The 23,868-nt window shown below is 60.2% G+C and carries 23 protein-coding genes; 11 read left to right on the forward strand and 12 right to left on the reverse strand.

Annotation, left to right across the window (positions count from 1 at the left end):
* The first annotated feature begins 56 nt into the window (after window positions 1-56).
* Window positions 57-584: a TRAP transporter small permease gene (locus CKW26_RS06735; protein ID WP_038365548.1), complete on the forward strand. Its 528-nt coding sequence runs from the start codon at window positions 57-59 to the stop codon at window positions 582-584.
* Window positions 584-1,864, forward strand: a complete 1,281-nt coding sequence (locus tag CKW26_RS06740) for a TRAP transporter large permease (RefSeq protein WP_095047990.1) — start codon at window positions 584-586, stop codon at window positions 1,862-1,864. Before CKW26_RS06735 ends, CKW26_RS06740 begins: the two co-directional genes overlap by 1 nt.
* Window positions 1,865-1,906: 42 nt before the next feature.
* Here the strand turns inward: CKW26_RS06740 and CKW26_RS06745 are convergent, their stop codons facing one another.
* The 3 genes from CKW26_RS06745 to CKW26_RS06755 all read right to left on the reverse strand — a co-directional run bounded on the left by CKW26_RS06745 (window position 1,907) and on the right by CKW26_RS06755 (window position 4,467).
* Window positions 1,907-2,707 carry a sulfite exporter TauE/SafE family protein gene (locus CKW26_RS06745; RefSeq protein WP_095047991.1) on the reverse strand — a complete coding sequence of 267 codons (801 nt, stop codon included), beginning with the start codon at window positions 2,705-2,707 and terminating at the stop codon, window positions 1,907-1,909.
* 9 nt (window positions 2,708-2,716) lie between these two features.
* Window positions 2,717-3,961: an FAD/NAD(P)-binding oxidoreductase gene (locus CKW26_RS06750; RefSeq protein WP_095047992.1), complete on the reverse strand. Its 1,245-nt coding sequence runs from the start codon at window positions 3,959-3,961 to the stop codon at window positions 2,717-2,719.
* Window positions 3,962-4,125: 164 nt separating this feature from the next.
* Window positions 4,126-4,467 (reverse strand): helix-turn-helix transcriptional regulator, encoded by a 342-nt coding sequence (locus CKW26_RS06755; protein WP_007915092.1) that lies wholly within the window; start codon window positions 4,465-4,467, stop codon window positions 4,126-4,128.
* 91 nt (window positions 4,468-4,558) lie between these two features.
* Between CKW26_RS06755 and CKW26_RS06760 the strand changes: the two genes are divergently transcribed.
* Window positions 4,559-5,422 carry an MBL fold metallo-hydrolase gene (locus tag CKW26_RS06760; protein ID WP_095047993.1) on the forward strand — a complete coding sequence of 288 codons (864 nt, stop codon included), beginning with the start codon at window positions 4,559-4,561 and terminating at the stop codon, window positions 5,420-5,422.
* Between the two features lie 87 nt (window positions 5,423-5,509).
* On the opposite strand, the gene bkdR is transcribed toward CKW26_RS06760, so the two are convergent.
* A complete protein-coding gene (bkdR, locus tag CKW26_RS06765; RefSeq protein ID WP_008059350.1) occupies window positions 5,510-5,998 on the reverse strand; it encodes a Bkd operon transcriptional regulator BkdR in 489 nt (162 codons plus the stop codon).
* 185 nt (window positions 5,999-6,183) lie between these two features.
* Between bkdR and CKW26_RS06770 the strand changes: the two genes are divergently transcribed.
* The 5 genes from CKW26_RS06770 (at window position 6,184) to CKW26_RS06790 (ending at window position 12,394) form a co-directional block, all read left to right on the forward strand.
* Window positions 6,184-7,419, forward strand: a complete 1,236-nt coding sequence (locus CKW26_RS06770) for a 3-methyl-2-oxobutanoate dehydrogenase (2-methylpropanoyl-transferring) subunit alpha (protein WP_016985244.1) — start codon at window positions 6,184-6,186, stop codon at window positions 7,417-7,419.
* Between the two features lies 1 nt (window position 7,420).
* Entirely contained in the window at window positions 7,421-8,479 is a 1,059-nt protein-coding gene (locus tag CKW26_RS06775; RefSeq protein ID WP_003224000.1) for an alpha-ketoacid dehydrogenase subunit beta, read from the forward strand.
* Window positions 8,480-9,748 carry a dihydrolipoamide acetyltransferase family protein gene (locus CKW26_RS06780; protein WP_095047994.1) on the forward strand — a complete coding sequence of 423 codons (1,269 nt, stop codon included), beginning with the start codon at window positions 8,480-8,482 and terminating at the stop codon, window positions 9,746-9,748. It abuts the gene before it with no gap.
* 7 nt (window positions 9,749-9,755) lie between these two features.
* Complete coding sequence (lpdA, locus tag CKW26_RS06785; RefSeq protein WP_095047995.1) at window positions 9,756-11,129, forward strand: dihydrolipoyl dehydrogenase; 1,374 nt, start codon at window positions 9,756-9,758, stop codon at window positions 11,127-11,129.
* 245 nt (window positions 11,130-11,374) lie between these two features.
* Window positions 11,375-12,394: a branched-chain amino acid aminotransferase gene (locus CKW26_RS06790; protein ID WP_007915073.1), complete on the forward strand. Its 1,020-nt coding sequence runs from the start codon at window positions 11,375-11,377 to the stop codon at window positions 12,392-12,394.
* A 284-nt stretch (window positions 12,395-12,678) separates the two neighbouring features.
* Here CKW26_RS06790 and CKW26_RS06795 read toward each other — a convergent pair whose 3' ends face one another.
* The 3 genes from CKW26_RS06795 to CKW26_RS06805 all read right to left on the reverse strand — a co-directional run bounded on the left by CKW26_RS06795 (window position 12,679) and on the right by CKW26_RS06805 (window position 15,615).
* A complete protein-coding gene (locus CKW26_RS06795) occupies window positions 12,679-13,503 on the reverse strand; it encodes a TIGR03915 family putative DNA repair protein (RefSeq protein ID WP_095047996.1) in 825 nt (274 codons plus the stop codon).
* Window positions 13,500-14,720, reverse strand: a complete 1,221-nt coding sequence (locus CKW26_RS06800) for a putative DNA modification/repair radical SAM protein (protein ID WP_093440974.1) — start codon at window positions 14,718-14,720, stop codon at window positions 13,500-13,502. The genes CKW26_RS06795 and CKW26_RS06800 overlap by 4 nt, the downstream gene beginning before the upstream one ends.
* A 121-nt stretch (window positions 14,721-14,841) precedes the next feature.
* Window positions 14,842-15,615 (reverse strand): helix-turn-helix transcriptional regulator, encoded by a 774-nt coding sequence (locus CKW26_RS06805; RefSeq protein ID WP_095047997.1) that lies wholly within the window; start codon window positions 15,613-15,615, stop codon window positions 14,842-14,844.
* Window positions 15,616-15,694: 79 nt separating this feature from the next.
* Between CKW26_RS06805 and CKW26_RS06810 the strand changes: the two genes are divergently transcribed.
* A complete protein-coding gene (locus CKW26_RS06810) occupies window positions 15,695-16,798 on the forward strand; it encodes a cytochrome P450 (RefSeq protein WP_095047998.1) in 1,104 nt (367 codons plus the stop codon).
* 128 nt (window positions 16,799-16,926) lie between these two features.
* On the opposite strand, the gene CKW26_RS06815 is transcribed toward CKW26_RS06810, so the two are convergent.
* Both CKW26_RS06815 and CKW26_RS06820 read right to left on the reverse strand, forming a co-directional pair.
* Window positions 16,927-18,246, reverse strand: coding sequence for an Nramp family divalent metal transporter (locus CKW26_RS06815; RefSeq protein ID WP_095047999.1), 1,320 nt, complete (start codon window positions 18,244-18,246; stop codon window positions 16,927-16,929).
* Between the two features lie 72 nt (window positions 18,247-18,318).
* The gene (locus tag CKW26_RS06820) at window positions 18,319-18,855 is read right to left on the reverse strand and encodes a chalcone isomerase family protein (protein WP_095048000.1); all 537 of its coding nucleotides are present in this window, start codon (window positions 18,853-18,855) and stop codon (window positions 18,319-18,321) included.
* Window positions 18,856-19,002: 147 nt separating this feature from the next.
* Between CKW26_RS06820 and CKW26_RS06825 the strand changes: the two genes are divergently transcribed.
* Together CKW26_RS06825 and CKW26_RS06830 are read left to right on the forward strand one after the other, a co-directional pair.
* A complete protein-coding gene (locus CKW26_RS06825) occupies window positions 19,003-19,776 on the forward strand; it encodes a hypothetical protein (RefSeq protein ID WP_095048001.1) in 774 nt (257 codons plus the stop codon).
* Between the two features lie 84 nt (window positions 19,777-19,860).
* Entirely contained in the window at window positions 19,861-20,418 is a 558-nt protein-coding gene (locus tag CKW26_RS06830; RefSeq protein ID WP_095048002.1) for a hypothetical protein, read from the forward strand.
* Here CKW26_RS06830 and CKW26_RS06835 read toward each other — a convergent pair.
* The 3 genes from CKW26_RS06835 to CKW26_RS06845 all read right to left on the reverse strand — a co-directional run bounded on the left by CKW26_RS06835 (window position 20,408) and on the right by CKW26_RS06845 (window position 23,679).
* A complete protein-coding gene (locus CKW26_RS06835; protein ID WP_095048003.1) occupies window positions 20,408-21,124 on the reverse strand; it encodes an alpha/beta hydrolase in 717 nt (238 codons plus the stop codon). The genes CKW26_RS06830 and CKW26_RS06835 overlap by 11 nt on opposite strands.
* A 464-nt stretch (window positions 21,125-21,588) precedes the next feature.
* Window positions 21,589-22,701: a M14 family metallopeptidase gene (locus CKW26_RS06840; RefSeq protein WP_095048004.1), complete on the reverse strand. Its 1,113-nt coding sequence runs from the start codon at window positions 22,699-22,701 to the stop codon at window positions 21,589-21,591.
* A gap of 198 nt (window positions 22,702-22,899) precedes the next feature.
* The gene (locus CKW26_RS06845; protein ID WP_095048005.1) at window positions 22,900-23,679 is read right to left on the reverse strand and encodes an ABC transporter substrate-binding protein; all 780 of its coding nucleotides are present in this window, start codon (window positions 23,677-23,679) and stop codon (window positions 22,900-22,902) included.
* Window positions 23,680-23,868: the final 189 nt, after the last annotated feature.

Genomic DNA, 23,868 nt, shown 5'->3' on the forward strand with positions numbered 1-23,868 from the left:
TGAACAAGGCCCGGTGCGCCCGATGACTGCGGCGCGCCCGGTTACGGTGGAACCCGATGAAGAATCTACTGCTGCGTATCAACGACAAGATCTACATGACGTGCATCTGGGTCGCCGGCCTTTCCGTTCTGGCGATCTCCCTGATGATTCCCTGGGGCGTGTTCGCCCGCTACGTGCTGGGCACCGGCTCGAGCTGGCCCGAGCCCACGGCGATCCTGCTGATGATGGTGTTTACCTTCATCGGCGCCGCCGCCAGTTACCGCGCCGGTGCGCACATGGCCGTGGCCATGCTCACCGATCGCATGCCTCCACAACTGAGATCTGCAGCGGCGATATTTTCACAACTGCTCATGGCGGCGATCTGCATCTTCATGACGATCTGGGGCGCCAAACTGTGCATGTCCACTTGGAATCAGTTCATGGCTGCTCTGCCCGACCTGCGGGTTGGCGTGACCTACTTGCCCATTCCCGTGGGCGGTTTGCTGACGCTGATTTTCGTGCTGGAAAAACTCTTGCTCGGTGATCAGAGCAAACGGCGGGTCGTGCAGTTCGACCTGGTGGAAGAAAGTGAAGGTGCCGCTTAATGGACGCTTTGATACTGCTGGGCAGTTTTATCGTATTGATCCTGATCGGCATGCCCGTCGCCTACGCACTGGGCGCCGCCGCGCTGATCGGTGCATGGTGGATCGACATCCCGTTCCAGGCGGTGATGATCCAGGTCGCGTCAGGAGTGAACAAATTCTCGCTACTGGCCATTCCTTTCTTCGTGCTGGCCGGTGCGATCATGGCCGAGGGCGGCATGTCTCGCCGGTTGGTGGCGTGTGCCGGGGTACTGGTGGGTTTTGTCCGCGGCGGTCTGTCACTGGTCAACATTGTCGCCTCGACCTTTTTCGGCGCGATCTCCGGGTCGTCAGTGGCCGACACCGCGTCGGTGGGTTCGGTGCTGATTCCGGAAATGGAACGCAAGGGCTATCCACGGGATTTCTCCACCGCCGTGACCGTCAGCGGCTCGGTGCAAGCCCTGCTGACTCCGCCAAGCCATAACTCGGTGCTCTACTCCCTGGCCGCCGGTGGTACGGTTTCGATTGCCTCGCTATTCATGGCGGGCATCGTGCCGGGCTTGCTGATGAGCGCCTGCCTGATGGTGCTGTGTCTAATTTTTGCGAGAAAACGCGATTATCCCAAGGGTGAAGTGATCCCGATGCGCCAGGCGTTGAAAATCGTCGGCGAAGCCCTCTGGGGCCTGATGGCGATGGTGATCATCCTCGGCGGCATCCTCTCGGGGATCTTCACCGCGACCGAATCGGCGGCGATTGCCGTGCTGTGGTCATTCTTCGTCACCATGTTCATTTACCGCGACTACAAATGGAGTGAACTGCCGAAACTGATGCACCGCACCGTGCGGACGATTTCGATCGTGATGATCCTGATCGGTTTCGCCGCGAGCTTCGGCTACATCATGACCCTGATGCAGATCCCGGCGAAGATCACCACGCTGTTCCTGACCCTGTCGGACAACCGCTACGTGATCCTGATGTGCATCAACGTCATGCTGCTGTTGCTCGGCACGGTGATGGACATGGCGCCGCTGATCCTGATCCTGACGCCGATCCTGATGCCGGTGATTCTCGGTATCGGTGTGGATCCGGTGCAGTTCGGCATGATCATGCTGGTCAACCTCGGGATCGGGCTGATAACACCGCCGGTAGGCGCGGTGCTGTTTGTCGGTTCGGCGGTGGGCAAGGTCAGCATCGAGAGCACTGTGAAAGCGCTGCTGCCGTTTTACGCGGTGCTGTTCCTGGTGTTGATGCTGGTGACCTACATTCCGGCGATTTCGCTGTGGTTGCCACATCTGGTGTTGTAAGCGGTTAATGGATCGCAGCCCTCACGGGCTGCGATTTTTGCTTTACGCCCGCAACAACATATACCCCGCCACCACCAGACAGACACTGGCAAATCCCACCTGCAACGCCCGCGCCGGCACCCGCGCACAGAGCTTGCGCCCAATGATCATGCCGACAATGCTGGCGACGATAAACGCCGCGCCCTGCGCATCAATCCGCACACCGGCGTGAAACGAGCCGATCACCCCGATCGCCGAGATCAGACTGATCACCATCAACGACGTCGCGACAATCCCGCGCATCTGCACGTCAGTCAGTTGCTTGAACGCCGGCACGATCAAGAAGCCGCCACCGACCCCAAGCAAACCGGACACCACCCCGGTAATCGCGCCCAACGCCGCCAGCGTTGCGGTGCATTTGGCAGTCCAGTCGAAGCGCCCGGTTTCTTCATTGAGCATGCAATTCTTCTGACCCCAACTGGCATGGCCATGATCACTCGGCCCTTCCTGCTGACGCTCGCGGCGCAGCATGCGCCAGGCCACCATGACCATAAGCAGACTGAACAGGATCATCAGGATTTTCTCCGGCAACTGGTGCGCGAAGTAAATGCCCAACGGCGAAAACACCGCGCCGAGCGCGGCAATCAACAACGCCGCACGATAGCGCACCAGGCCATGACGCAGGCCATCGATCGCACCGACCGCCGCCGCACTGCCCACCGCAAACAACGCCACCGGCGCTGCCTGAGTCATCGTCCAGCCGAGGCCGAGGACCAGCGCCGGCACCGCGAGAATCCCACCGCCGGCCCCGGTCAAACCGAGCACCAACCCCATCACCACACCAAACAGGCTTGCCAGCAACATAGGATGTTCTCAGTCGACTTTGGACAGGCCGGTCAGCCACTCGCGCCCTTTGAGCATGCCGTTCCAGTAGAACCACGGCAGCAGCGTCGCCTTGAGCAACCACGCCGAGCGCCGCGCCACGGTCGGGTCCAACGGGAAGGTCGGCAGCAACTTACCGGCATAACCGAACTCGGCGAGGATCACCTTGCCCTTCTCCACCGTCAGCGGGCAGGAACCGTAACCGTCGTACTTCAGCGGCAGCGATTGTTGCTTGCGCAGGGCCAGCAGGTTTTCCGCGACCACCACGACTTGTTTACGCACTGCTGCGGCGGTTTTCGCGTTGCTGGTGCCGCAGATATCACCCAGCGCGAACACGTCTGGATAACGCGGATGCTGCAGGCTGTGCGGATTGACTTCACACCAGCCGGCCGCGTCGGCCAAGGGACTTTGCGCGATGAAGTCCGGCGACACCTGCGGCGGCACCACGTGCAACAGATCGAAGGTTTTCGCTACGCGGCTGACGTTGCCGTCGGCGTCCTTGATCTCGAACCAGGCGGTTTTCGCCGGGCCGTCGACCTTGACCAGATTCGAATTGAACGCCAGTTGCGCGTTGTACTTTTCGATGTACTTCATCAACGGCGGCACAAACGTCGCCACGCCGAACAGTGCGGCGCCAGCGAGATTGAATTCGACATGGATGTTGTTCAACACGGCGGTTTTACGCCAGTGATCGCAGGACAGGTACAGCGCCTTTTGCGGCGCACCGGCGCATTTGATCGGCATCGCCGGCTGGGTGAACAGCGCTTTGCCGCCGCGCAGTTTCTGCACCTGATCCCAGGTGTACTGCGCGTGCTGATAGCTGTAATTGGAGGTGACGCCGTGCTGGCCGAGGCTCTCTTGCAAGCCTTCGATCTTCTCCCAGGCCAGACGCAGGCCGGGGCAAACAATCAGGTTTTGATAGCTGACTGTGCGTTGATCGTTGAGGGTGAGCTGGCGCTTGTCCGGGTCGATCGCGGTGACTGCCGCTTGCAGCCAGTTTGCTTGCTTGGGCATGACCTTGTTCATCGGCCGGGCGGTGTCTTTGACGTCGTAGGCACCACCGCCGACCAGCGTCCACGCCGGTTGATAGTAATGCTGGGCGCTCGGTTCAATCACGGTGATTTTCAGCGCCGGATCACGCTTGAGCAGGCTGGCGACAAAACCGATACCGGCCGTACCGCCGCCGATGACCACGATGTCTGCACTGATGGATGGGCCCCAGTGTTGATCGTTCATTGCTTGTTCCTTTTGCTGCACGCAAGGATTTCTCAGCCTTCACACAAATCCATTGTAGGAGTGAGCCTGCTCGCGATAGCGGTGGGTCAGCCATATCTTTATTGACTGATACACCGCTATCGCGAGCAGGCTCACTCCTACAGGGGTTGTGTGTTGGCTGGCATTTATTGATGGCCGAGACTTTTCAGCACGGCGCCGCAATACAACCCGGAAAGCGTTTTCATGACCTGGATGACTTCCGGACTGGCAAGGCCGTAAAAAATGTATTTGCCTTCACGACGGGTCGCGACCAGTCCCTCATCACGCAGGATGCCCAGTTGCTGGGACAGCGTCGGCTGGCGCACACCGGTCATTTTTTCCAGTTCGCCGACGTTGCGCTCACCCTGAGTCAGTTGACAGAGGATCAACAGGCGATCCTCATTGGCCATGGCCTTGAGCAACGCACAGGCCTTGGAGGCCGAGGCGCGCAGTTGGGCGACTTCACATTCGGTCAGACTGGATTGCATTTGCACGATGCCTTCAAGGTCACTTAAGCTGCGAACATTATGTTTTTAGATAAAGTGTTGCAACCCATTTTCCTCGTTCAGGTTGGTGTCCATGCCCGCGCAGATTGAAGCTTTCCTCGACCCCGCCTCCTCGACTTACAGCTATGTGGTCTATGAAGCCGACGGCGGGCAATGTGCAATCGTCGATCCGGTGCTCGATTACGACGGCGCCGCCGGGCGCACCTGCACCGCCCAGGCCGACAAAATCATCGCCTTCGTTCGCGCCCACAACCTGCAAGTGCAGTGGCTGCTGGAAACCCACGCGCACGCTGACCACCTGTCCGCCGCGCCGTATCTGCGCCGGGAGCTGGGCGGGAAAATAGCTATTGGTGAATCGATCAGCAAAGTGCAGAACGTGTTCAAGGCGCTGTTCAATCTGGAGCCGGAGTTCTGCGTCGACGGCTCGCAGTTCGATCACCTGTTTGCGCCGAACGAATCATTCCGGATCGGCAATCTCAAGGCTACGGCCCTGCATGTGCCCGGGCATACGCCGGCGGACATGGCCTACTTGATCGACGGCGAACAGATTCTGGTGGGCGACACCCTGTTCATGCCTGATGTCGGCACCGCGCGTTGCGACTTTCCCGGTGGCAATGCCCACCAATTGTTCAACTCGATTCACAAACTGCTGGCCTTTCCGGCCAGCGTGAAACTCTACGTTTGCCACGACTATCCGCCCGAGGGTCGTGAGTCGCAGTGCCAGACCACTGTCGGTGAGCAGCGCAAAGGCAATATTCATGTGCATGACGGGATCAATGAAGCGGCGTTCGTCGAGATGCGCACCAAACGTGATGCCGGGTTGGGCATGCCGACTTTGCTGCTGCCGGCGATTCAGGTGAATGTGCGGGCGGGGAATCTGCCGGCGGCTGAGGACAATGGCGTCGTGTATCTGAAGATCCCGATCAACAAGCTTTAACATCAAAAGATCGCAGCCTGCGGCAGCTCCTACAGTTGGAACGCGTTTTCCCTGTAGGAGCTGCCGCAGGCTGCGATCTTTTGATCTTCACGTCCCCAACGTCAAACCGTTCGCCGGCAGCGGCAATGCAGTTTTGTATCTCACCTGCTTCAGCGCAAAACTCGACCGGATATTCGCCACACCCGGCACTTTGGTCAGGAAGTCCATCATGAAGCGCTCAAGCGACTGAATCGTTGGCACCAGGACCCGGATGAGGTAATCCGGGTCTCCGGCCATCAGGTAGCACTCCATCACCTCCGGACGATCAGAAATCGCCTCCTCGAAATGCTGCAACGCCTCCTCCACCTGTTTCTCCAGGCTGACATGGATGAACACGTTCACATGCAGCCCCAGCAGGTCGGCATCCAGCAGCGTTACCTGCTCGCGAATCAGCCCTAATTCCTCCATCGCCTTGACCCGGTTGAAGCACGGTGTCGGCGACAGATTGACCGAGCGTGCGAGGTCGGCGTTGGTGATGCGCGCATTCTCCTGAAGGCTGTTGAGAATGCCGATGTCGGTACGGTCCAGTTTGCGCATGAGACAAAACCACCTGTTTTTTATGTTTATGCAGAATTTCTATCTGCAAATCATCTCCAGCGCAACGAAACAGAGATAAATATTCTTCTTGCCCGGGCCTATGATTGTTGTAGGACAAGATTTCTTCTACCGAAGAATGACTGCCAGCTCACTACAAGAAATTCACAAGATCGAGCGTAGAAGCCATGACCCAAGCGTATGAACCGCTGCGTCTGCACGTCCCTGAACCCTCGGGCCGTCCAGGCTGCAAAACCGACTTTTCCTACCTGCATCTGACCGATGCCGGTACGGTGCGCAAACCTTCCATTGACGTCGAGCCTGCCGACACCGCCGACCTGGCGCGTGGGCTGATTCGCGTGCTCGACGATCAGGGCAACGCCCTCGGCCCTTGGGCCGAAAACGTCCCGGTCGAGATCCTTCGCAAGGGCATGCGCGCCATGCTCAAGACGCGGATCTACGACAACCGCATGGTGGTCGCCCAGCGTCAGAAAAAGATGTCGTTCTACATGCAGAGCCTTGGCGAAGAAGCCATCGGCAGTGCTCAGGCATTGGCCTTGAACATCGACGACATGTGCTTTCCGACTTATCGCCAGCAAAGCATTCTGATGGCCCGCGAAGTGCCGCTGGTCGACCTGATCTGCCAACTGCTGTCCAACGAGCGCGATCCGCTCAAGGGCCGTCAGTTGCCGATCATGTACTCGGTCAAGGACGCCGGTTTCTTCACCATCTCCGGCAACCTCGCCACCCAGTTCATTCAGGCCGTCGGCTGGGGCATGGCTTCGGCGATCAAGGGCGACACGAAAATCGCTTCGGCGTGGATCGGTGACGGCGCTACCGCCGAATCGGACTTCCACACCGCCCTCACCTTCGCCCACGTTTATCGCGCGCCGGTGATCCTCAACGTGGTGAATAACCAGTGGGCGATCTCGACCTTCCAGGCCATCGCCGGTGGTGAAGCCACCACCTTCGCCGGACGCGGCGTCGGTTGCGGCATCGCCTCGCTGCGCGTGGATGGCAACGACTTCTACGCGGTGTACGCCGCTTCTGCCTGGGCTGCCGAACGCGCCCGCCGCAACCTCGGCCCGACCATGATCGAGTGGGTCACCTACCGCGCGGGCCCGCACTCGACTTCCGACGATCCATCCAAATACCGCCCGGCCGATGACTGGAGCCACTTCCCGCTCGGCGACCCGATCGCCCGTCTCAAACAGCACCTGATCAAGGTCGGCCACTGGTCAGACGAAGAGCACGCCGCCGTCAGCGCCGAGCTTGAAGCCGAAGTGATTGCCGCGCAGAAACAGGCCGAACAGTACGGCACCCTTGCCGGCGGCCAGATTCCAAGCGCCGCGACCATGTTCGAAGACGTTTACAAAGAGATGCCGGAGCACTTGAAGCGCCAGCGTCAGCAGTTGGGGATCTGACATGAACGATCACAACAACAATATTCAGTTGGAAACCGCAATGACCACGACCACCATGACCATGATCCAGGCCCTGCGCTCGGCCATGGATGTGATGCTTGAGCGTGACGACAATGTGGTGGTGTTCGGTCAAGACGTCGGCTACTTCGGCGGCGTGTTCCGTTGCACCGAAGGCCTGCAGACCAAGTACGGCACCTCGCGCGTATTCGACGCCCCGATCTCCGAAAGCGGCATCGTCGGCGTGGCCGTGGGCATGGGCGCTTACGGTCTGCGTCCGGTCGCCGAGATTCAGTTCGCCGACTACGTCTACCCCGCCTCCGACCAGATCATTTCCGAAGCGGCGCGCCTGCGTTATCGCTCGGCCGGCGAGTTCACCGCGCCGATGACCCTGCGCATGCCTTGCGGCGGCGGCATCTACGGCGGCCAGACCCACAGCCAGAGCATCGAGGCGATGTTCACTCAGGTTTGCGGTCTGCGCACGGTCATGCCATCCAACCCGTATGACGCCAAAGGCTTGCTGATCGCCTCCATCGAAAACGATGACCCGGTGATCTTCCTTGAGCCGAAACGTCTGTACAACGGCCCGTTCGACGGCCACCACGATCGCCCGGTAACGCCGTGGTCGAAACACCCGCAAGCCCAGGTGCCGGACGGCTACTACACCGTGCCGCTGGACGTCGCCGCGATCACCCGTCCGGGCAAGGACGTGACCGTGCTGACCTACGGCACCACCGTCTACGTCTCGCAAGTCGCGGCCGAAGAATCCGGCGTTGATGCCGAAGTCATCGACCTGCGCAGCCTGTGGCCGCTGGACCTGGAAACCATCGTCAAGTCGGTGAAGAAAACCGGCCGCTGCGTGGTGGTTCACGAAGCCACCCGCACCTGCGGTTTCGGCGCCGAACTGGTGTCGCTGGTGCAAGAGCATTGCTTCCATCACCTGGAAGCGCCGATCGAACGCGTCACCGGTTGGGACACCCCCTACCCGCACGCGCAAGAGTGGGCGTATTTCCCAGGGCCGTCCCGAGTGGGCGCAGCGCTGAAACGGGTTATGGAGGTCTGAATGGGCACGCACGTTATCAAGATGCCGGACATCGGCGAAGGCATCGCAGAAGTAGAACTGTCGCAGTGGCACGTCAAGGTTGGCGATCTGGTCGTTGAGGATCAGGTGCTGGCGGACGTGATGACCGACAAGGCGATGGTCGATATTCCATCGCCGGTACACGGCAAGGTAATTGCCCTCGGTGGTCAGCCGGGTGAAGTGATGGCGGTTGGCAGTGTGCTGATCAGCATTGAAGTTGAGGGTGCTGGCAACCTGAAAGAGTCCGCCGCTCCTGTTGTTACGAAAGAGCCTGTTGCGCCGAAAGTTGAAGCGGTTGTTGAGAGCAAACCTGCTCCAGCCGCTCCACGTCCGGCTCCTGTTTGCCAAGGCCCGATGGTTGCCCGCGAAGCGGATGAGCGCCCACTGGCCTCCCCGGCCGTGCGCAAACATGCGCTGGATCTGGGCATTCAACTGCGTCTGGTGCGCGGTTCCGGCCCGGCCGGTCGTGTGCTGCACGAAGACCTTGAAGCCTATCTGGCGCAAGGTCAGTCCAACGCTTCGGCACCAGTGGCCGCCGCTTACGCCCAGCGTAACGACGAAGAACAGATTCAAGTCATCGGCATGCGCCGCAAGATCGCCCAGCGCATGCAGGACGCCACTCAGCGTGCCGCGCATTTCAGCTACGTCGAAGAAATCGACGTCACCGCGATTGAAGAACTGCGCGCACATCTCAATGAAAAACATGGCGCCAGCCGTGGCAAGTTGACCTTGCTGCCGTTCCTCGTTCGCGCTCTGGTCGTTGCCCTGCGCGACTTCCCGCAGATGAACGCACGTTACGATGACGAAGCCCAGGTCATCACCCGTCTCGGCGCGGTGCATGTCGGCGTCGCCACACAAAGCGATGTTGGCCTGATGGTGCCGGTGGTGCGTCACGCCGAGGCGCGCAGCCTGTGGGACAGCGCCACAGAAATCTCGCGTTTGGCCAACGCCGCACGCAATGGCAAGGCCAGCCGCGATGAACTGTCCGGCTCGACCATCACCCTGACCAGCCTCGGTGCGCTGGGCGGCATCGTCAGCACGCCGGTGCTGAATCTGCCGGAAGTAGCGATCGTCGGCGTGAACAAAATCGTCGAACGGCCAATGGTCGTCAAAGGCCAAGTGGTGATCCGCAAGATGATGAACCTCTCCAGCTCCTTCGATCACCGCGTGGTCGACGGCATGGACGCGGCGCTCTTCATCCAGGCCATTCGTGGCTTGATCGAACAACCTGCCACTTTGTTTGTGGAGTAAGGCGCGCATGCAATCTCTGAACACTACGCTGCTGATCATTGGCGGCGGCCCCGGCGGCTATGTAACGGCGATCCGCGCCGGACAACTGGGCATCCCGACCATTTTGGTTGAAGGCCAATCGTTGGGCGGCACCTGCCTGAACATCGGCTGCATCCCGTCGAAAGCGCTGATTCATGTGGCTGAGCAGTTTCACCAGACCCGGCATCACAGCCAGCATTCGGCGCTGGGCATCAGCGTTTCGGCGCCGACGCTCGACATCACTAAAAGCGTCGAGTGGAAGGACGGCATCGTTGATCGCCTGACCACCGGCGTCGCTGCACTGTTGAAGAAGAACAAGGTTCAGGTCATCAACGGCTGGGCCAAAGTCATCGACGGTAAAACCGTGGATGTCGGCGACACGCGCATCCAGTGCGAGCATCTAGTGCTGGCCACTGGTTCGACCAGTGTCAATCTGCCGATCCTGCCGATTGGCGGGCCGATCATCTCCTCCACCGAAGCGTTGGCGCCGAAATCCGTGCCGAAACGTCTGGTCGTGGTCGGCGGTGGTTACATTGGTCTGGAACTGGGCATCGCTTATCGCAAGCTCGGTGCCGAGGTCAGCGTGGTTGAAGCGCAGGATCGAATCCTGCCGGCATATGACGCTGAACTGACGCAACCGGTGCATGACGCGCTGAAGCAACTGGGCGTGAAGCTGTACCTCAAACACAGCGTGCTGGGTTTCGATGGCACCTTGCAGGTGCGCGATCCGGAGGGCGAAACCCTGAACCTGGAAACCGATCAGGTGCTGGTCGCCGTCGGCCGCAAACCGAATACCCAAGGCTGGAACCTCGAAGCGCTGAACCTGGATATGAACGGTTCGGCGATCAAGATCGACAGTCGCTGCCAGACCAGCATGCGCAACGTCTACGCCATCGGCGATCTGAGCGGCGAGCCGATGCTGGCCCACCGCGCCATGGCTCAGGGCGAGATGGTTGCCGAGTTGATCAGCGGCAAAACCCGTGAATTCAACCCGACTGCGATTGCTGCCGTGTGCTTCACCGACCCGGAACTGGTAGTGGTCGGCAAGACGCCGGACGAGGCCAAGGCTGCGGGGCTGGACTGCATTGTTTCGAGTTTCCCGTTCGCCGCCAATGGCCGGGCGATGACGCTGGAGTCAAAAAGCGGCTTCGTGCGCGTGGTCGCTCGTCGGGACAACCATGTGATTGTCGGTTGGCAAGCGGTGGGCGTTGGCGTGTCGGAGTTGTCGACAGCGTTTGCGCAAAGCCTGGAAATGGGCGCGCGGCTGGAAGACATCGGCGGCACGATCCATGCGCATCCAACCCTGGGTGAAGCGGTGCAGGAAGCGGCGTTGCGTGCCCTGGGGCATGCGTTGCACCTGTAGCTGCGTTGATCGTTCCCACGCTCTGCGTGGGAATGCAGCCGGGGACGCTCTGCGTCCCAAAAGCCGAACGCGGAGCGTCCGATGAGGCATTCCCACGCAGAGCGTAGGAACGATCAAGCGTGGGAACGATCAGTGGAGCGAATTCCGGCTGCGAAACCGCTCAAGAATGAAGTATTGTTGTGCCCATCCAAAAAACGTCAGAAGCCTTGAACCGTTTCGGCGGTTGTTCAGTGATAGAGGGTGTCATGGGTAACGAGAGCATCAATTGGGACAAGCTGGGTTTTGACTACATCAAGACCGACAAACGCTATCTGTCGTACTTTCGCGATGGCGAGTGGGACAAAGGCACCCTGACCGAAGATAACGTGCTGCACATCAGCGAAGGCTCGACGGCCCTTCACTATGGCCAGCAATGCTTCGAAGGCATGAAGGCCTATCGTTGCAAGGACGGCTCGATCAATCTGTTCCGCCCGGACCAGAACGCCCTGCGCATGCAACGCAGCTGCGCGCGTCTGCTGATGCCGACGGTCGACACCGAGCAGTTCATCGAAGCCTGCAAAGCCGTGGTTCGCGCCAACGAACGCTTCATTCCGCCATACGGCACCGGCGGCGCGCTGTACCTGCGTCCGTTCGTGATTGGCGTCGGTGACAACATCGGCGTGCGCACTGCGCCCGAGTTCATCTTCTCGATCTTCTGCATCCCGGTCGGCGCCTACTTCAAGGGCGGCCTGACCCCACACAACTTCCAGATCTCCAGCTACGACCGCGCCGCCCCACAAGGCACCGGCGCAGCCAAGGTCGGCGGCAACTACGCGGCCAGCCTGATGCCGGGCTCGAAAGCGAAGAAAGCCAACTTCGCCGACGCGATCTATCTGGACCCGATGACCCACACCAAGATCGAAGAAGTCGGTTCGGCCAACTTCTTCGGGATCACCCACGACAACAAGTTCATCACCCCGAACTCGCCGTCGGTTCTGCCAGGCATCACCCGCCTGTCGTTGATCGAACTGGCCAAGACCCGTCTGGGCCTGGAAGTGGTTGAAGGTGATGTGCTGATCGACAAGCTGTCGGACTTCAAGGAAGCCGGCGCTTGCGGTACGGCTGCGGTGATCACCCCGATCGGTGGTATCAGCTACAACGACCATCTGCACGTGTTCCACAGTGAAACCGAAGTCGGCCCGGTGACCCAGAAGCTCTACAAAGAGCTGACTGGCGTGCAGACCGGCGACATCGAAGCGCCAGCGGGCTGGATCGTCAAGGTTTGATCTGACGGCAATTGATGTAGAAAAGCCCTCCACCGAGTGATTGGTGGGGGGCTTTTTTATGGCGTTTGGCGGGGATTGTTGTGTAGGGCTTGAGATCTTTTCCCCCTCACCCCAGCCCTCTCCCCCAGGGGGGCGAGGGGGAAAGGGAGCCGATCTATGTGGTATTCAAAATCTGAGTTCGACGCGGACTTTCAGGTCGATGGATCAAGTCCAAACACCTCGGTCGGCCCCCTCTCCCTACGGGCGGTCCGACGTTTCGGGAGGGCTGGGGCGAGGGTATGCTTTTAGCTCTTCAAGGCAATCCGTTTGCCTGCACGGTTGGCAATCCCACTCGCCTGCCCATTCTGCTGCTTCCCCATCCGCGCCTGCGTAATCAACCCGGGAATCAACTCCCCCTCCGGCAGATTCTTCCAGAACCGCGCCGGCAAATGCCCCTGCATGACCTTCTCGTTCAACCGCGCTGGATTAAAGATGTGGCTGTAATAGGTCAGCCAAAGATCACCATGAGGATCGTCGACATTCTGCGCCAACTGCTGCCATTCCAGCGGGCATTGACGCTGATGGATCAATTGCTCGCCATCGTAATAGACCCCGTCACGCGGGGTGGCGATCAACCAGCGATGGCGACCCATCCGCCCAATAAAATGCTCACTGGCGCTGTGCAGAATGTCATGGGCCGGCTCATGCCACGCCACGTATTGCGGGCCTGCGCTGGATGACGGTCGCTCGATGAAACGCACAAACGCATGCAGATGATGAGCTTCCCGATGCACTTGTTTGATCCGCCGCTGCAACTCGCTACCGAGTTTGTCCCCGGCCATCATCGCGGTACGGTCGCCGTGGCTGACGCGCCACAGCACTTCATACAGCAAACTCCAGCGTTGATCACCGCGATAACGCGAGGCCTGTTCCAGGGTGTCGAGCAGCGCTCGCGGAATACGTGCCTGAAATGGCCCCTGCCCTTCAGGCACCGGCTCGTCACTGGCAAACAGATCACCCACACCTTGCGAGGCCCAGCTCACCAGACTCGGATCGACTTCATGGCTCAGCAGCCAGCGCGCCTGCTGGCGCCAGGTGTCGAACAGGTCGTCGCAATCGAGATTGATCATCCCCACAACCCCATCTGCTGCGGCATCGGCCGGTCACGCAATTGCTGATAAAGCATATGGCTGGTGACCTCGGCCTGCTGCGGGTGATAGTCGCTGGTGATGATGAACGGCTTGGCCTTGGCCAGCACGCAGCGCATGCGTGCGACGTCTTCGTAACGGATGCGCCGCTGGCGGCGCAGCTCGACTAGACGTTCGGTGGTGCGCAAGCCGATGCCGGGAATACGCGCAATCAAGGACGCTTCGGCCCGGTTCAGATCGAGCGGAAACACTTCGCGGTTCTGCAACGCCCAGGCCAGTTTCGGGTCGATGTCCAGCGCCAGATTACCCGGTCCCTTGAGCAATTCATCAGCACTGTAGCCGTAGCTGCGCAGTAGAAAATCGGCCTGATACAAACGGTGTTCGCGCATCAGCGGCGGCGCGGCCAGCGGCACGCTTTTCGGGCTGTCGGGAATCGGGCTGAAGGCCGAATAGTAGACCCGGCGCAGACGGAAATTGCCGTACAAGGCCTGGGCGCTGTGAAGGATGGTGCTGTCATCGGTGTCGTCGGCGCCGACAATCAACTGTGTGCTCTGCCCGGCCGGGGCGAACTTCGCCGAGCGCGGTTCGTTCAACACGGTCTGCACGCCAGTGTAGATGGTGTTCATCGCCTGTTTGATCGAAGTGATGTCCTTCTCCGGCGCCAGCACTTGCAGGCTGGCATCGGTGGGCAGTTCGATATTGACGCTCAGGCGATCGGCGTAGCGGCCAGCCTCTTCAATCAATGCCGGATCGGCTTCGGGAATGGTCTTGAGATGGATGTACCCGCGAAACTCATGCTCTTCACGCAGCAGCTTCGCCACCCGCACCAGTTGCTCCATGGTGTAGTCCGCCGAACGAATGATGCCGGAACTGAGAAACAGCCCGCTGACGCAGTTACGCCGGTAGAAATCCATGGTCAGCGCCACGACTTCCTCGGGGGTGAAACGAGCGCGCGGAACATCGCTGGAGCGGCGGTTGACGCAGTATTGGCAATCGTAAAGGCAGAAATTGGTCAGCAGAATCTTCAACAACGACACGCAGCGCCCGTCCGGCGTGTAGCTGTGGCAGATGCCCATGCCATCTGTCGAGCCCAGCCCGCTCTTGCCTTCGGAGCTGCGCTTGGGCGCGCCGCTGCTCGCGCAGGAGGCGTCGTACTTGGCGGCGTCGGCGAGGATGCTCAGCTTGTCGATGATTTGCATGGCGCGGGCTCTATACTGTTTGTATATACAGTATAGGGTCGACAGCGGTGATACAAGGTGGCAGATGCGCCCCTCGTCGGTCAGAAGCTGAAAATCAAAAGATCGCAGCCTTCGGCAGCTCCTACAGGGATTCGGTACGGTCGGAATTTATCGGGTGGGCACGCTTTACGGCTGGCTGCGATCTTTTGATCTGCCCGTCTACCGGTAACTCAACGCCAAACCGCGCACCGATCTCCTTGCGCCCCGCCGCCGTCAACGCCAGCGCCCGACTGTCCAGATCCTGGGTCACCCACTTGCGCTTCAACGCGGTCTGCAACAGCGCCGCCCCCAGCGAACCACCGAGATGCGGCCGGCGCATGCTCCAGTCCAGGCACCGACAGGCAAACTTGCGGCGCAGGCTGGTCAAATCCTGCACGTCTATTCCCAAACCAAGAAACAACGCCTCGCCGGTGTCACTCAAACGATACGCCTGCTCGTCGCTTGCCACCAACCAACCAGCCTCGAGCAAACGGTCGTGCAGCAACACCGCCAGCGTCCCGGCCATGTGGTCGTAGCAAGTGCGGGCGAATTGCAGGCGATCCGGGGTGTGCGCCTTGAACGTCGGGGCGGCGTTCTGGCCAATCACCATCAACGCTTCCAGCGCCTGCGCCACGCGCTGATCGGCAAGGCTGTAATAGCGATGACGGCCCTGCACATGCAGGCGCAGCAGTGCCAGGTCCTTGAGTTTCGCCAGGTGCACACTGGCGGTAGAGGCGCTGACTTCGGCGATCGTCGCCAATTCAGTGCTGGTGCGGGCGTGGCCGTCCATCAGCGAACAGAGGATTTTCGTTCGCGCCGGCTCGGCGATGGCGGCGGCCACCTGCGATAGGCCGATGTCTTGATGTTCTGCGTGCATAGTTCGCTCCCGGACGAATCATCGTCGTTGCGCAGTGGAGATAGTAGCAACACTTTCCCCGCCGACAAGGATGCAAACCATGAACCCGATCAGCGCCGCAACGCACGCCGATCCTTATCCCTACTACGCCGAACTGCGCGCAGCAGGTGGACTGACGTTTCATCCAGGGCTGAAACTGTGGGTCGCCAGCAGTGCCCGGGCGGTGTGTGCGGTGTTGGCCCACGCCGATTGCCGGGTGCGTCCGGCGCAGGAGCCAGTGCCCAAAGCAATTGCCGAAAGCATGGCCGGCAAAGTCTTTGGCCAACTGATGCGCATGAATGACGGCGAACGCCAGCGCTGTCCGCGTTCGGCCATCGAGCCTGAGCTGGCAGCGCTAGACCTTGAACCAATCAATGCTTTGGTCGCCGCACGACTGATCACAGCGGATACCGACGGTCTGTACAAAGCCATGTTCCGTGGCCCTGTGTGCGTGGTCGCGGGACTTTTGGGATTCACCCCGGCGCAAGCGCGGGCGATCAGTGAATTGACGGCGGATTTCGTTGCCTGCCTGTCGCCGTTGAGCAATGACCTGCAACTGGCCGCAGCAGAGGCGGCGGCTGAACAACTGCGCGGTGACTTCATCGAATTGCTCGCCGAGCCGGCCAGCCCGTTGCTCAGTGCAATCCAGCAGCGCTTCACCGGCGATGAGGAAACCTTGATCGCCAACCTGATCGGCCTCTGTTCACAGACGTTCGAAGCCTGCGCCGGCCTGATCGGCAATACGCTGCTGGCGCTACGTCGGCAGCCAGCGTTGCGCGGCGAATCCATCGAAGCACTGCTCAGCGAAGTCCAGCGCTTCGACCCGCCCGTGCAGAACACCCGGCGCTTTGTCGCCGCGTCCTGTGAGATTGCTGGAGTACGTGTCGAAACGGGCGATGTGATTCTAGTGCTGCTGGCCTCGGCCAATCGAGATCCGGCGCTCAACGAACAGCCGGAGGAATTTGTGCCGCAGCGCGCCGACCGCCGCAGTTTCAGTTTTGGCAGTGGCCGGCATGAGTGTCCGGGGCAAGCGCTGGCGATGAGTATTGCCGGGGCGACGGTGAGGGAAATACTTGGGCGAGGCATCGATCTGAATCGCTTGAACTGGCACTACCGGCCTTCGCTCAATGGGCGCGTTCCAATGTTTAGCGATGTCGGCGCCTGAAACTCCGCATTCGCGAGGAGGCTCGCTCCCACAAGGTTACGAGGTGTACACACTGTTGAAATCACCTTGGAAACTGTGGGAGCGAGCTTGCTCGCGAAGAGGCTAGCCCAGTCACTGCAAAATATGGCTCAAACCGCCCACTGCAAAATCAACCAGCTGTTAGCGCCGCTGATCACCACAAACAACCCCCACGCCAACACCCGTGTCGGCCAGCGATTCACAAACGGCCCCATCAGTTGTTTGTCGTTAGTCATTCGAATGAGTGGATACAAGGCAAACGGCAACTGCAGACTCAACACCACCTGACTCAACACCAGCAACTTGCCGATCGCGTTATCGCCCATCAGCCACACGCCGACGAATGCCGGAATCAACGCCAGTCCGCGAGTAATCAAGCGCCGCTGCCAGCACGGGATCCGCAGGTTCAGATAACCCTCCATGATCACCTGGCCGGCGATGGTGCCGGTGAAGGTCGAACTCTGCCCCGATGCCAGCAGCGCGACGCCGAACAACACGCTGGCCAGCGCGCCGCCCACCAGCGGGTCTAGTAAGTGGTAGGCGTCCTGAATATCCACCACCTCGGTGTGCCCGGACTGGTGAAAAGCCGCCGCAGCGAGAATCAGGATCGCCGCATTGACCAGCAACGCCAGCGCCAGCGAACCGATGGTGTCGATGCGCGCCAGTTTCACCGCGTCCTGCTTGCTTGCGAGGTCCTTGCCGATCATCCGCGTCTGCACGATCGAGGTATGCAGATAGAGGTTATGCGGCATCACCGTCGCGCCGAGAATACCGATGGCCAAGTACAACGGCGCCGCCTCGCTGATCGCCGCCAGCGACGGTTTGAAACCTTGGGCGACGTCCGGCCAGTAGGGTTTGATCAACAGCAGTTCGACGAAGAAACACACGCCAATGGTCGCGACCAATACCAGCATGATTGCTTCCAGACGGCGGAAGCCGCGATTTTGCAGGGCCAGCACCAGCAAGGTGTCGAACGCCGTCAGGGCAATGCCGAAGGTCAGCGAACAGCCGAGCAGCAAATGGAACGCCAGCGCACACCCAAGCACTTCGGCCAGATCGGTGGCGATAATCGAGATTTCCGCCAACACCCACTGCAAGCGCGCAGTCGGCGTGCTGTAGCGCTCGCGGGACAGTTGCGCCAGATCGCGCCCGGTGGCGATGCCCAACCGCGAACACAGGCATTGCACGACCATGCCCGCCAGACTCGCCAGCAACACCACAAACAACAGGCTGTAACCGAAGCGTGAACCGGCCTCGATGGCGGTGGCCCAGTTGCCCGGATCCATGTAACCGATAGACACCAGCAACCCGGGGCCGGCGAAACGCAGCACGCGTTTGAAGAACGAGGCATTGGGATCTACCGCGACACTGCCAGCCACTTCCGGCGGGCAAAACGGCGCGGTGGCGATTTTGGGCAAGCTGAATTTCACGCACACATCCAGAAACAAATCGGAAAGACGCAGCTTAGACGTTTCAGCCGAAGCCTAAAAGATCAAAAAAATCTATCGACTCACACCCAACAACTGCTCACGCAACTCGGGATTGCGCGTACGCGGATCGAGCCAGATATCAAAAAACGCCCGGGCAAACAGCGGGTCATCAATCTCATGCTGTAATTGCTGGCCGACAAAAAACCGCGCGCCCTGCCCTGGCAGATAGACCCCAGTAATCCGCGTGCCAGCCTGCACATCGACGAACGATTGCTGCATCTGTACCTGCCAACCGGCCAATTGCGTCGGGCTGACGCTACTCCCTGACAGTCGTTTGATTTCATCGACGCTGGCCTTGACCAGGTCGTCGCGAGAAATCTTGCGACGGTAAATCAACTCCAGCGCAAACGGCTGGTCGTCGTCCAAGGGCCGCGCGGCGCTCCACAGGCGTGCGTTGTAGACATCGAACCCGAACACGCTGAAATCACCGGTGCCGATGATCTGCGCGCCGGGCACGGCGTCCTGCCAATTGGCCCAGGTCGGCGTCAGCAACAACGCCCACAAGCCGATGCCGCAGCATCCTCGCACCAGCTTCGGTGTTCTTCTCATCGCGGCATCGACTCCGGTAAACCCTGATACACACAGCATAGCCGGGTATCGCCCTCGATAGTTTGTATACAAAAACTGCGCACATAGGCAGCAATCGCCGATCGACAATGCTACCGTGGCCTACCCTCAACGGACGGAGACACCTGCGTGCTGATCCTCAAACTGCTGCTGATTCCCGGTTTTCTGCTGCTGATTTCCCTGGCAGGCAAACGCTGGGGGCCGAGCGTAGCCGGGTGGCTGTCGGGATTGCCGGTGGTGGTCGGGCCGATTCTGTTTTTCCTCGCCATCGAGCAGGGTCCGGCGTTTGCCGCGCAATCAGCGGTGGCGGCGTTATCGGCGATGTTCGCGATGATTGCGTTCTGCATCACCTATGCGCAGGTCGCGCAACGGGCGAACTGGCCGTTGGCGCTGACGGCTTCGCTGTCGGTGTGGGCCGTCATCGCGGGGGTGTTGGCACTGATCCCGGCGTCGCTGCCGTTTTCCGTGGCGGTGGCGGCAATTGCGCTGCTGGCATCGCCGTATCTGTTCCCTACGGTGCAACCGGTGTTGAACGGCCCGGCGCCGAAGTCGGACAAACTGATCTGGCGAATGATCGCCGGCGCCGCGTTGACACTGGTGGTGACGATGCTCGCCAGCACCGTCGGCGAGCGCTGGAGCGGTTTGCTCGCGGTGTTCCCGGTACTCGGCAGTGTGATGGCGGTGTTCTCGCAACAAACGCGCGGCCCGGCATTTACCGCCGCATTGTTACGGGCGACGGCGACCGGCATGTATTCGTTTTCGGCGTTTTGTCTGGTCTCGGCGCTGACCTTGCCAAGCATGGGGCTGAGTGGATTCGCCGTCGGTGTCGCGGTGTCGGTGGCCATGCTCGGCGTAACCAAACGCCTGTTGGCCCGTCCGTTGGCGAAAGCGCAGGCGCAGTAACCGCTCAGACGATTCGCGCTGGAACGCCCGCCCTCCTCCGTGGGATGATCGCCCGCCTCGCGCGACCATCCACCGGAGATTCACATGTCATTGTTGAGCAAAAAAGCCGTCGTCCTGCTGGTGGCGGCCCTCGCCGGTTTCGGCGCCCTTCACGCGCAAGCGGCCAAGGAAAAAGCCACCGCCGAGAAAGTCTCGATGCTCGATGGCAAGTTCACTTTTGTGCTGCCTAAAGGTTTCATCGCCGACCCGCTGCCGGCCAGCCCGAGCGGGACCAAGGGCACGATGTACACCAACGAGGCCACAAAAACCGTGGTCATTACCGCTGAAAACCAAATCCCCGAAGGCCAGCACGTCAAGGACAACGACGGCCAGTTCCTCGACAGCACCGTCTCGAGCTTCATCGACGACCAACGCAAGGCCCTGCCGGACTTCAACAAACTCAGCGAAAAAAGCCTGACCCAGAAAGGCACCGGCCTTGGCTTGCGTCAGGTCGACAGCACCGCGACCCAGGGTGGTGGCCAGACCCTCAACACCACGCTGATGGCCGGCTCCGGCACGAAGATGGTGTTGGTGCAGGTGATCTCCCGCGCCAGCGACAAGAAAGGTCACGATGCTTTGGTGAAAACCATCCTCAAGGATTGAGCTGCTGCAGCCAGCCACTCAAGTCGCGCAGCTCGGCCGCACTGATACTGTGGCCGACGCCGGGATAGGCATGGAACTGCGGCTTGTAACCGAGTTTCTGTAGTTGCGTGTTGGCCTCGGTGCCGTTTTTATACGGCACCGGATCATCGGCGGTGCCGTGGCCGATAAAGATACTCAGCGGCAACGGCTGCTGCTCGCCTTTGAGTTCAGCTTTCAACACTGGCAATAAACGCCCGCTCAACGCAGCGATCCCGCCGACAGCGACTGGCGGCCGCAGCCCCACTTCGTAGGTCATCATCGCGCCCTGGCTGAAACCGATCAGGTACACCTTGCTCGGGGTGGTGTGATATTTCTGCGCCGCTTGCGCGACAAAATCGCGCAGTTTCTGGCCACTGACCTTCAGATCATCGGTCTCGCCGTTGTAGGCACCTTCGCCTTTCTTGCGAAACCACTGGAAACGTCCTTCGCCCAACGACAACGGCGCCTGCACCGACAGGTAGTTGTATTGCGCCGGGAGCTGGAATTTCATGCCGATCAGATCGGCTTCGTTACTACCGTAGCCGTGAAGAAAAATCACCAACGGACGCGCCTCGGCGTCGGCGTGCACCTGTTCGATGTACTTGAGTGGCAGATCGGATTGCAGCGTGGTTTGCGCCTGCACGGCGCTGGACGCCAGTAGGGTCAAGAGAGCAAAGACCTTCAACATAGAGCCTTCCTTCACGGAGTGTCGGGTTCGGGGGGGAGCCTAACATCCTGCGGTGAGGATCCAAATTCGGTGGTGCTGTCGATGCCGCCATCGCTGGCAAGCCAGCTCCCACAGGATTTGTGTGAACACAATGTTTGTGAACACCTTCAATCACTGGGGGAGTGTCGGGTTCGGGGAGAGCCTAAAATCCTGCGGCGTGGTTCCAAACTCAATGGTGTTGCTGATACCGCCATCGCTGGCAAGCCAGCTCCCACAGGATTTGTGTGAACACAATGTTTGTGAACACCTTCAATCACTGTGGGAGCTGGCTTGCCAGCGATGAGGCCGTCAGATCCAATGAAGGGCTATCAGCAGTGTGCCGCCGATGGCCCCTTCGCGAGCAAGCTCGCTCCCACATTGGAAATGCATTCCCCTGTGGGAGCGAGCTTGCTCGCGAAAGGGCCGGTGAATCCCGTGAAGATCCGTCAGTCGTTGGTCAGTTTCCCAGTACGAAACGCCACCCGCCCCGCCACTTTCGCCTGCCAGATCCCCGGCTCGGTGTAACGCCCGCGATCAAGCGCAAACAACACGCCACTGGTGCCCGCGCGCACGGTGGTGACACGATCCTGCAACGGATCCACCACCTCAAACAACGCATCGCCCTGCTCCACCCATTCGCCGGCATTGCGCAGAAAACTCACCACGCCATGATGCGGCGCGAACAGGTATTCGGTGCCCTCGAACGGCAGGCCTTCACAGCACTCGCTCGGTGCTGCCGGCCACTCGCCGCTGATGAAACCCTGCTCCGCGAGGAAGCCGAGAATCGCCTCACAATTGGCTTGAGCCTGATCGACCCGGGTATCGCCCATGCTACCCAGTTCCAGCGTGGTCGCCAGGTTCGCCGCCGGAATCGCAGCATTCGGGAATGCCCGCGCCAGACGCAACCACGGCGTCGAGCAGGATTCATCGAACGAGCTGCCACCGGAATCTTCACACAGCAGCGCCACGCCGGCCTTCAAGCGCGCCGCCAGCGATTGCCACTGTGGCCAGTGCTGCGGCAGCGCGTACAAGTGAATCGCCGCGTCGAAATCACAATGCAAATCGAGGGTGATGTCGGCATCGCAGGCATGGCGCAGCAACAGGCGATGCAAGGCTTCCAGTTGCGAGGCCGGTGCCGGCAGTTCATCGAATACCTGGCCCATGGTTTGGCGGATCAGTGCAACGTTGGCCTCGGCATCAGTGCCCAGACGCTCACCGATCAACGCCCCGACCGGCGCGCTGAGTTCGACGAAGGCGCGGTTGAAATTCTTGCCGCTGCCCAGTTCGAAGCGGCCCATGTGCGCGCCTTGCACGTGTTGATCGAGGCCGATCGGGTTGGCCACTGGCACCAATTCGATCACGCCCTGCAAACGGCCTTGCTGCTCGAGTTGGTTGAGGCGTTGTTTGAGTTCCCACGCAGTGCGCATGCCCGGCAGTTCATCGGCGTGCAGGCTGGCCTGGATGTACACCTTGCGTGGGCCGGCGCCATAGCGGAACACACTTAGCGAACGTTCGCTGCCCAAGTGGCTCCAGGGCAGAACATGGTCGATGCGTCGCATGGGTAACTCCTCAATATCTGGATCACAAAGATCCCCTGTAGGAGTGAGCCTGTTCGCGATAGCGGTGGGTCAGCCAACACATTCATTGAATGACACACCGCTATCGCGAGCAGGCTCACTCCTACAAGGGTCTCATCACAATTAGAGCGCAAAAAAAGTGGCCACCGCGCAAACGGGGCCACTTTTTTCTACGGCGTATTAATGGCCGTACACATCAAAGTCGAAGTACTTGTCCTGGACTTTCTTGTACTCGCCATTGGCGCGGATTTCGGTGATGGCTTTGTTGAATTGCTCGGCCAGCGCGGTATCGCCCTTGCGCACTGCAATGCCGGCGCCGCCACCGAAGTACTTGGCGTCTTCGTAGGTTGGGCCAACGAATTCAAAGCCTTTGCCGGCGTCGGTTTTCAGGAAACCGTCGCTCAGGTTGACCGAGTCAGCCAGCATCGCGTCGATACGCCCGGAAACCATGTCGAGGTTGGCTTCCTGTTGCGAGCCGTAACGCACCAGGTCGATCCCGGCTGGCACCAGCACTTCGGTGGCGTAACGGTCGTGGGTGCTGGCACGTAGCACGCCGACTTTCTTGCCCTTGAGCTCGGTCAGCGGGTCTTTGACACCGGAGCCTTCCTTCATCACGAAGCGCGCCGGGGTGTGGTAGTACTTGATGGTGAAATCGACGTTTTTCTTGCGGTCGTCGGTGATGGTCATCGACGACAGAATCGCGTCGATCTTCTTCACTTTCAGCGCCGGGATCAGGCCATCGAATTCCTGCTCGACCCAAGTGCATTTGACTTTCATCTGCGCGCACAGCGCATCGCCGATATCGACGTCGAAACCGGCGAGTTTGCCGTCAGGGGTTTTCATCGAGAATGGTGGGTAACCGGCTTCGATACCGATGCGGATCGGCTTGGTGTCTTCGGCCACAGCGGTCAGGGACAACATCGACAGTGCCAGGGCACCGAACATCACTAGCTTCTTCATTTATAACTCCTGTGTGCGGAGGCTTTTATTGGCAGCTTTCGATTCAGCGTTCGGTCATGGCCAATTGGCTACAAAAACCGAAGTGGCCGGCAGCCTATGGCGGCGCGCACAGGGTAAATTGTGTTTAAGCGACAAATACTTATGAAAGATCGGCGCACCGATTGACCGGGGTCAACGGGTGCGCCGTCG

The sequence above is a fragment of the Pseudomonas sp. Irchel s3h9 genome (assembly GCF_900187475.1).
In the GTDB taxonomy this organism is placed as follows: Bacteria; Pseudomonadota; Gammaproteobacteria; order Pseudomonadales; family Pseudomonadaceae; genus Aquipseudomonas; species Aquipseudomonas neuropathica.

Bases quoted from the DNA above. Each gene is read 5' to 3' on its own strand.
- CKW26_RS06735 (WP_038365548.1), top strand. From the start codon at position 57: ATGAAGAATCTACTGCTGCGTATCAACGACAAGATCTACATGACGTGC.
- CKW26_RS06740 (WP_095047990.1), top strand. From the start codon at position 584: ATGGACGCTTTGATACTGCTGGGCAGTTTTATCGTATTGATCCTGATC.
- CKW26_RS06745 (WP_095047991.1), bottom strand. From the start codon at position 2,707: ATGTTGCTGGCAAGCCTGTTTGGTGTGGTGATGGGGTTGGTGCTCGGT.
- CKW26_RS06750 (WP_095047992.1), bottom strand. From the start codon at position 3,961: ATGAACGATCAACACTGGGGCCCATCCATCAGTGCAGACATCGTGGTC.
- CKW26_RS06755 (WP_007915092.1), bottom strand. From the start codon at position 4,467: ATGCAATCCAGTCTGACCGAATGTGAAGTCGCCCAACTGCGCGCCTCG.
- CKW26_RS06760 (WP_095047993.1), top strand. From the start codon at position 4,559: ATGCCCGCGCAGATTGAAGCTTTCCTCGACCCCGCCTCCTCGACTTAC.
- bkdR (WP_008059350.1), bottom strand. From the start codon at position 5,998: ATGCGCAAACTGGACCGTACCGACATCGGCATTCTCAACAGCCTTCAG.
- CKW26_RS06770 (WP_016985244.1), top strand. From the start codon at position 6,184: ATGACCCAAGCGTATGAACCGCTGCGTCTGCACGTCCCTGAACCCTCG.
- CKW26_RS06775 (WP_003224000.1), top strand. From the start codon at position 7,421: ATGAACGATCACAACAACAATATTCAGTTGGAAACCGCAATGACCACG.
- CKW26_RS06780 (WP_095047994.1), top strand. From the start codon at position 8,480: ATGGGCACGCACGTTATCAAGATGCCGGACATCGGCGAAGGCATCGCA.
- lpdA (WP_095047995.1), top strand. From the start codon at position 9,756: ATGCAATCTCTGAACACTACGCTGCTGATCATTGGCGGCGGCCCCGGC.
- CKW26_RS06790 (WP_007915073.1), top strand. From the start codon at position 11,375: ATGGGTAACGAGAGCATCAATTGGGACAAGCTGGGTTTTGACTACATC.
- CKW26_RS06795 (WP_095047996.1), bottom strand. From the start codon at position 13,503: ATGATCAATCTCGATTGCGACGACCTGTTCGACACCTGGCGCCAGCAG.
- CKW26_RS06800 (WP_093440974.1), bottom strand. From the start codon at position 14,720: ATGCAAATCATCGACAAGCTGAGCATCCTCGCCGACGCCGCCAAGTAC.
- CKW26_RS06805 (WP_095047997.1), bottom strand. From the start codon at position 15,615: ATGCACGCAGAACATCAAGACATCGGCCTATCGCAGGTGGCCGCCGCC.
- CKW26_RS06810 (WP_095047998.1), top strand. From the start codon at position 15,695: ATGAACCCGATCAGCGCCGCAACGCACGCCGATCCTTATCCCTACTAC.
- CKW26_RS06820 (WP_095048000.1), bottom strand. From the start codon at position 18,855: ATGAGAAGAACACCGAAGCTGGTGCGAGGATGCTGCGGCATCGGCTTG.
- CKW26_RS06830 (WP_095048002.1), top strand. From the start codon at position 19,861: ATGTCATTGTTGAGCAAAAAAGCCGTCGTCCTGCTGGTGGCGGCCCTC.
- CKW26_RS06835 (WP_095048003.1), bottom strand. From the start codon at position 21,124: ATGTTGAAGGTCTTTGCTCTCTTGACCCTACTGGCGTCCAGCGCCGTG.
- CKW26_RS06840 (WP_095048004.1), bottom strand. From the start codon at position 22,701: ATGCGACGCATCGACCATGTTCTGCCCTGGAGCCACTTGGGCAGCGAA.
- CKW26_RS06845 (WP_095048005.1), bottom strand. From the start codon at position 23,679: ATGAAGAAGCTAGTGATGTTCGGTGCCCTGGCACTGTCGATGTTGTCC.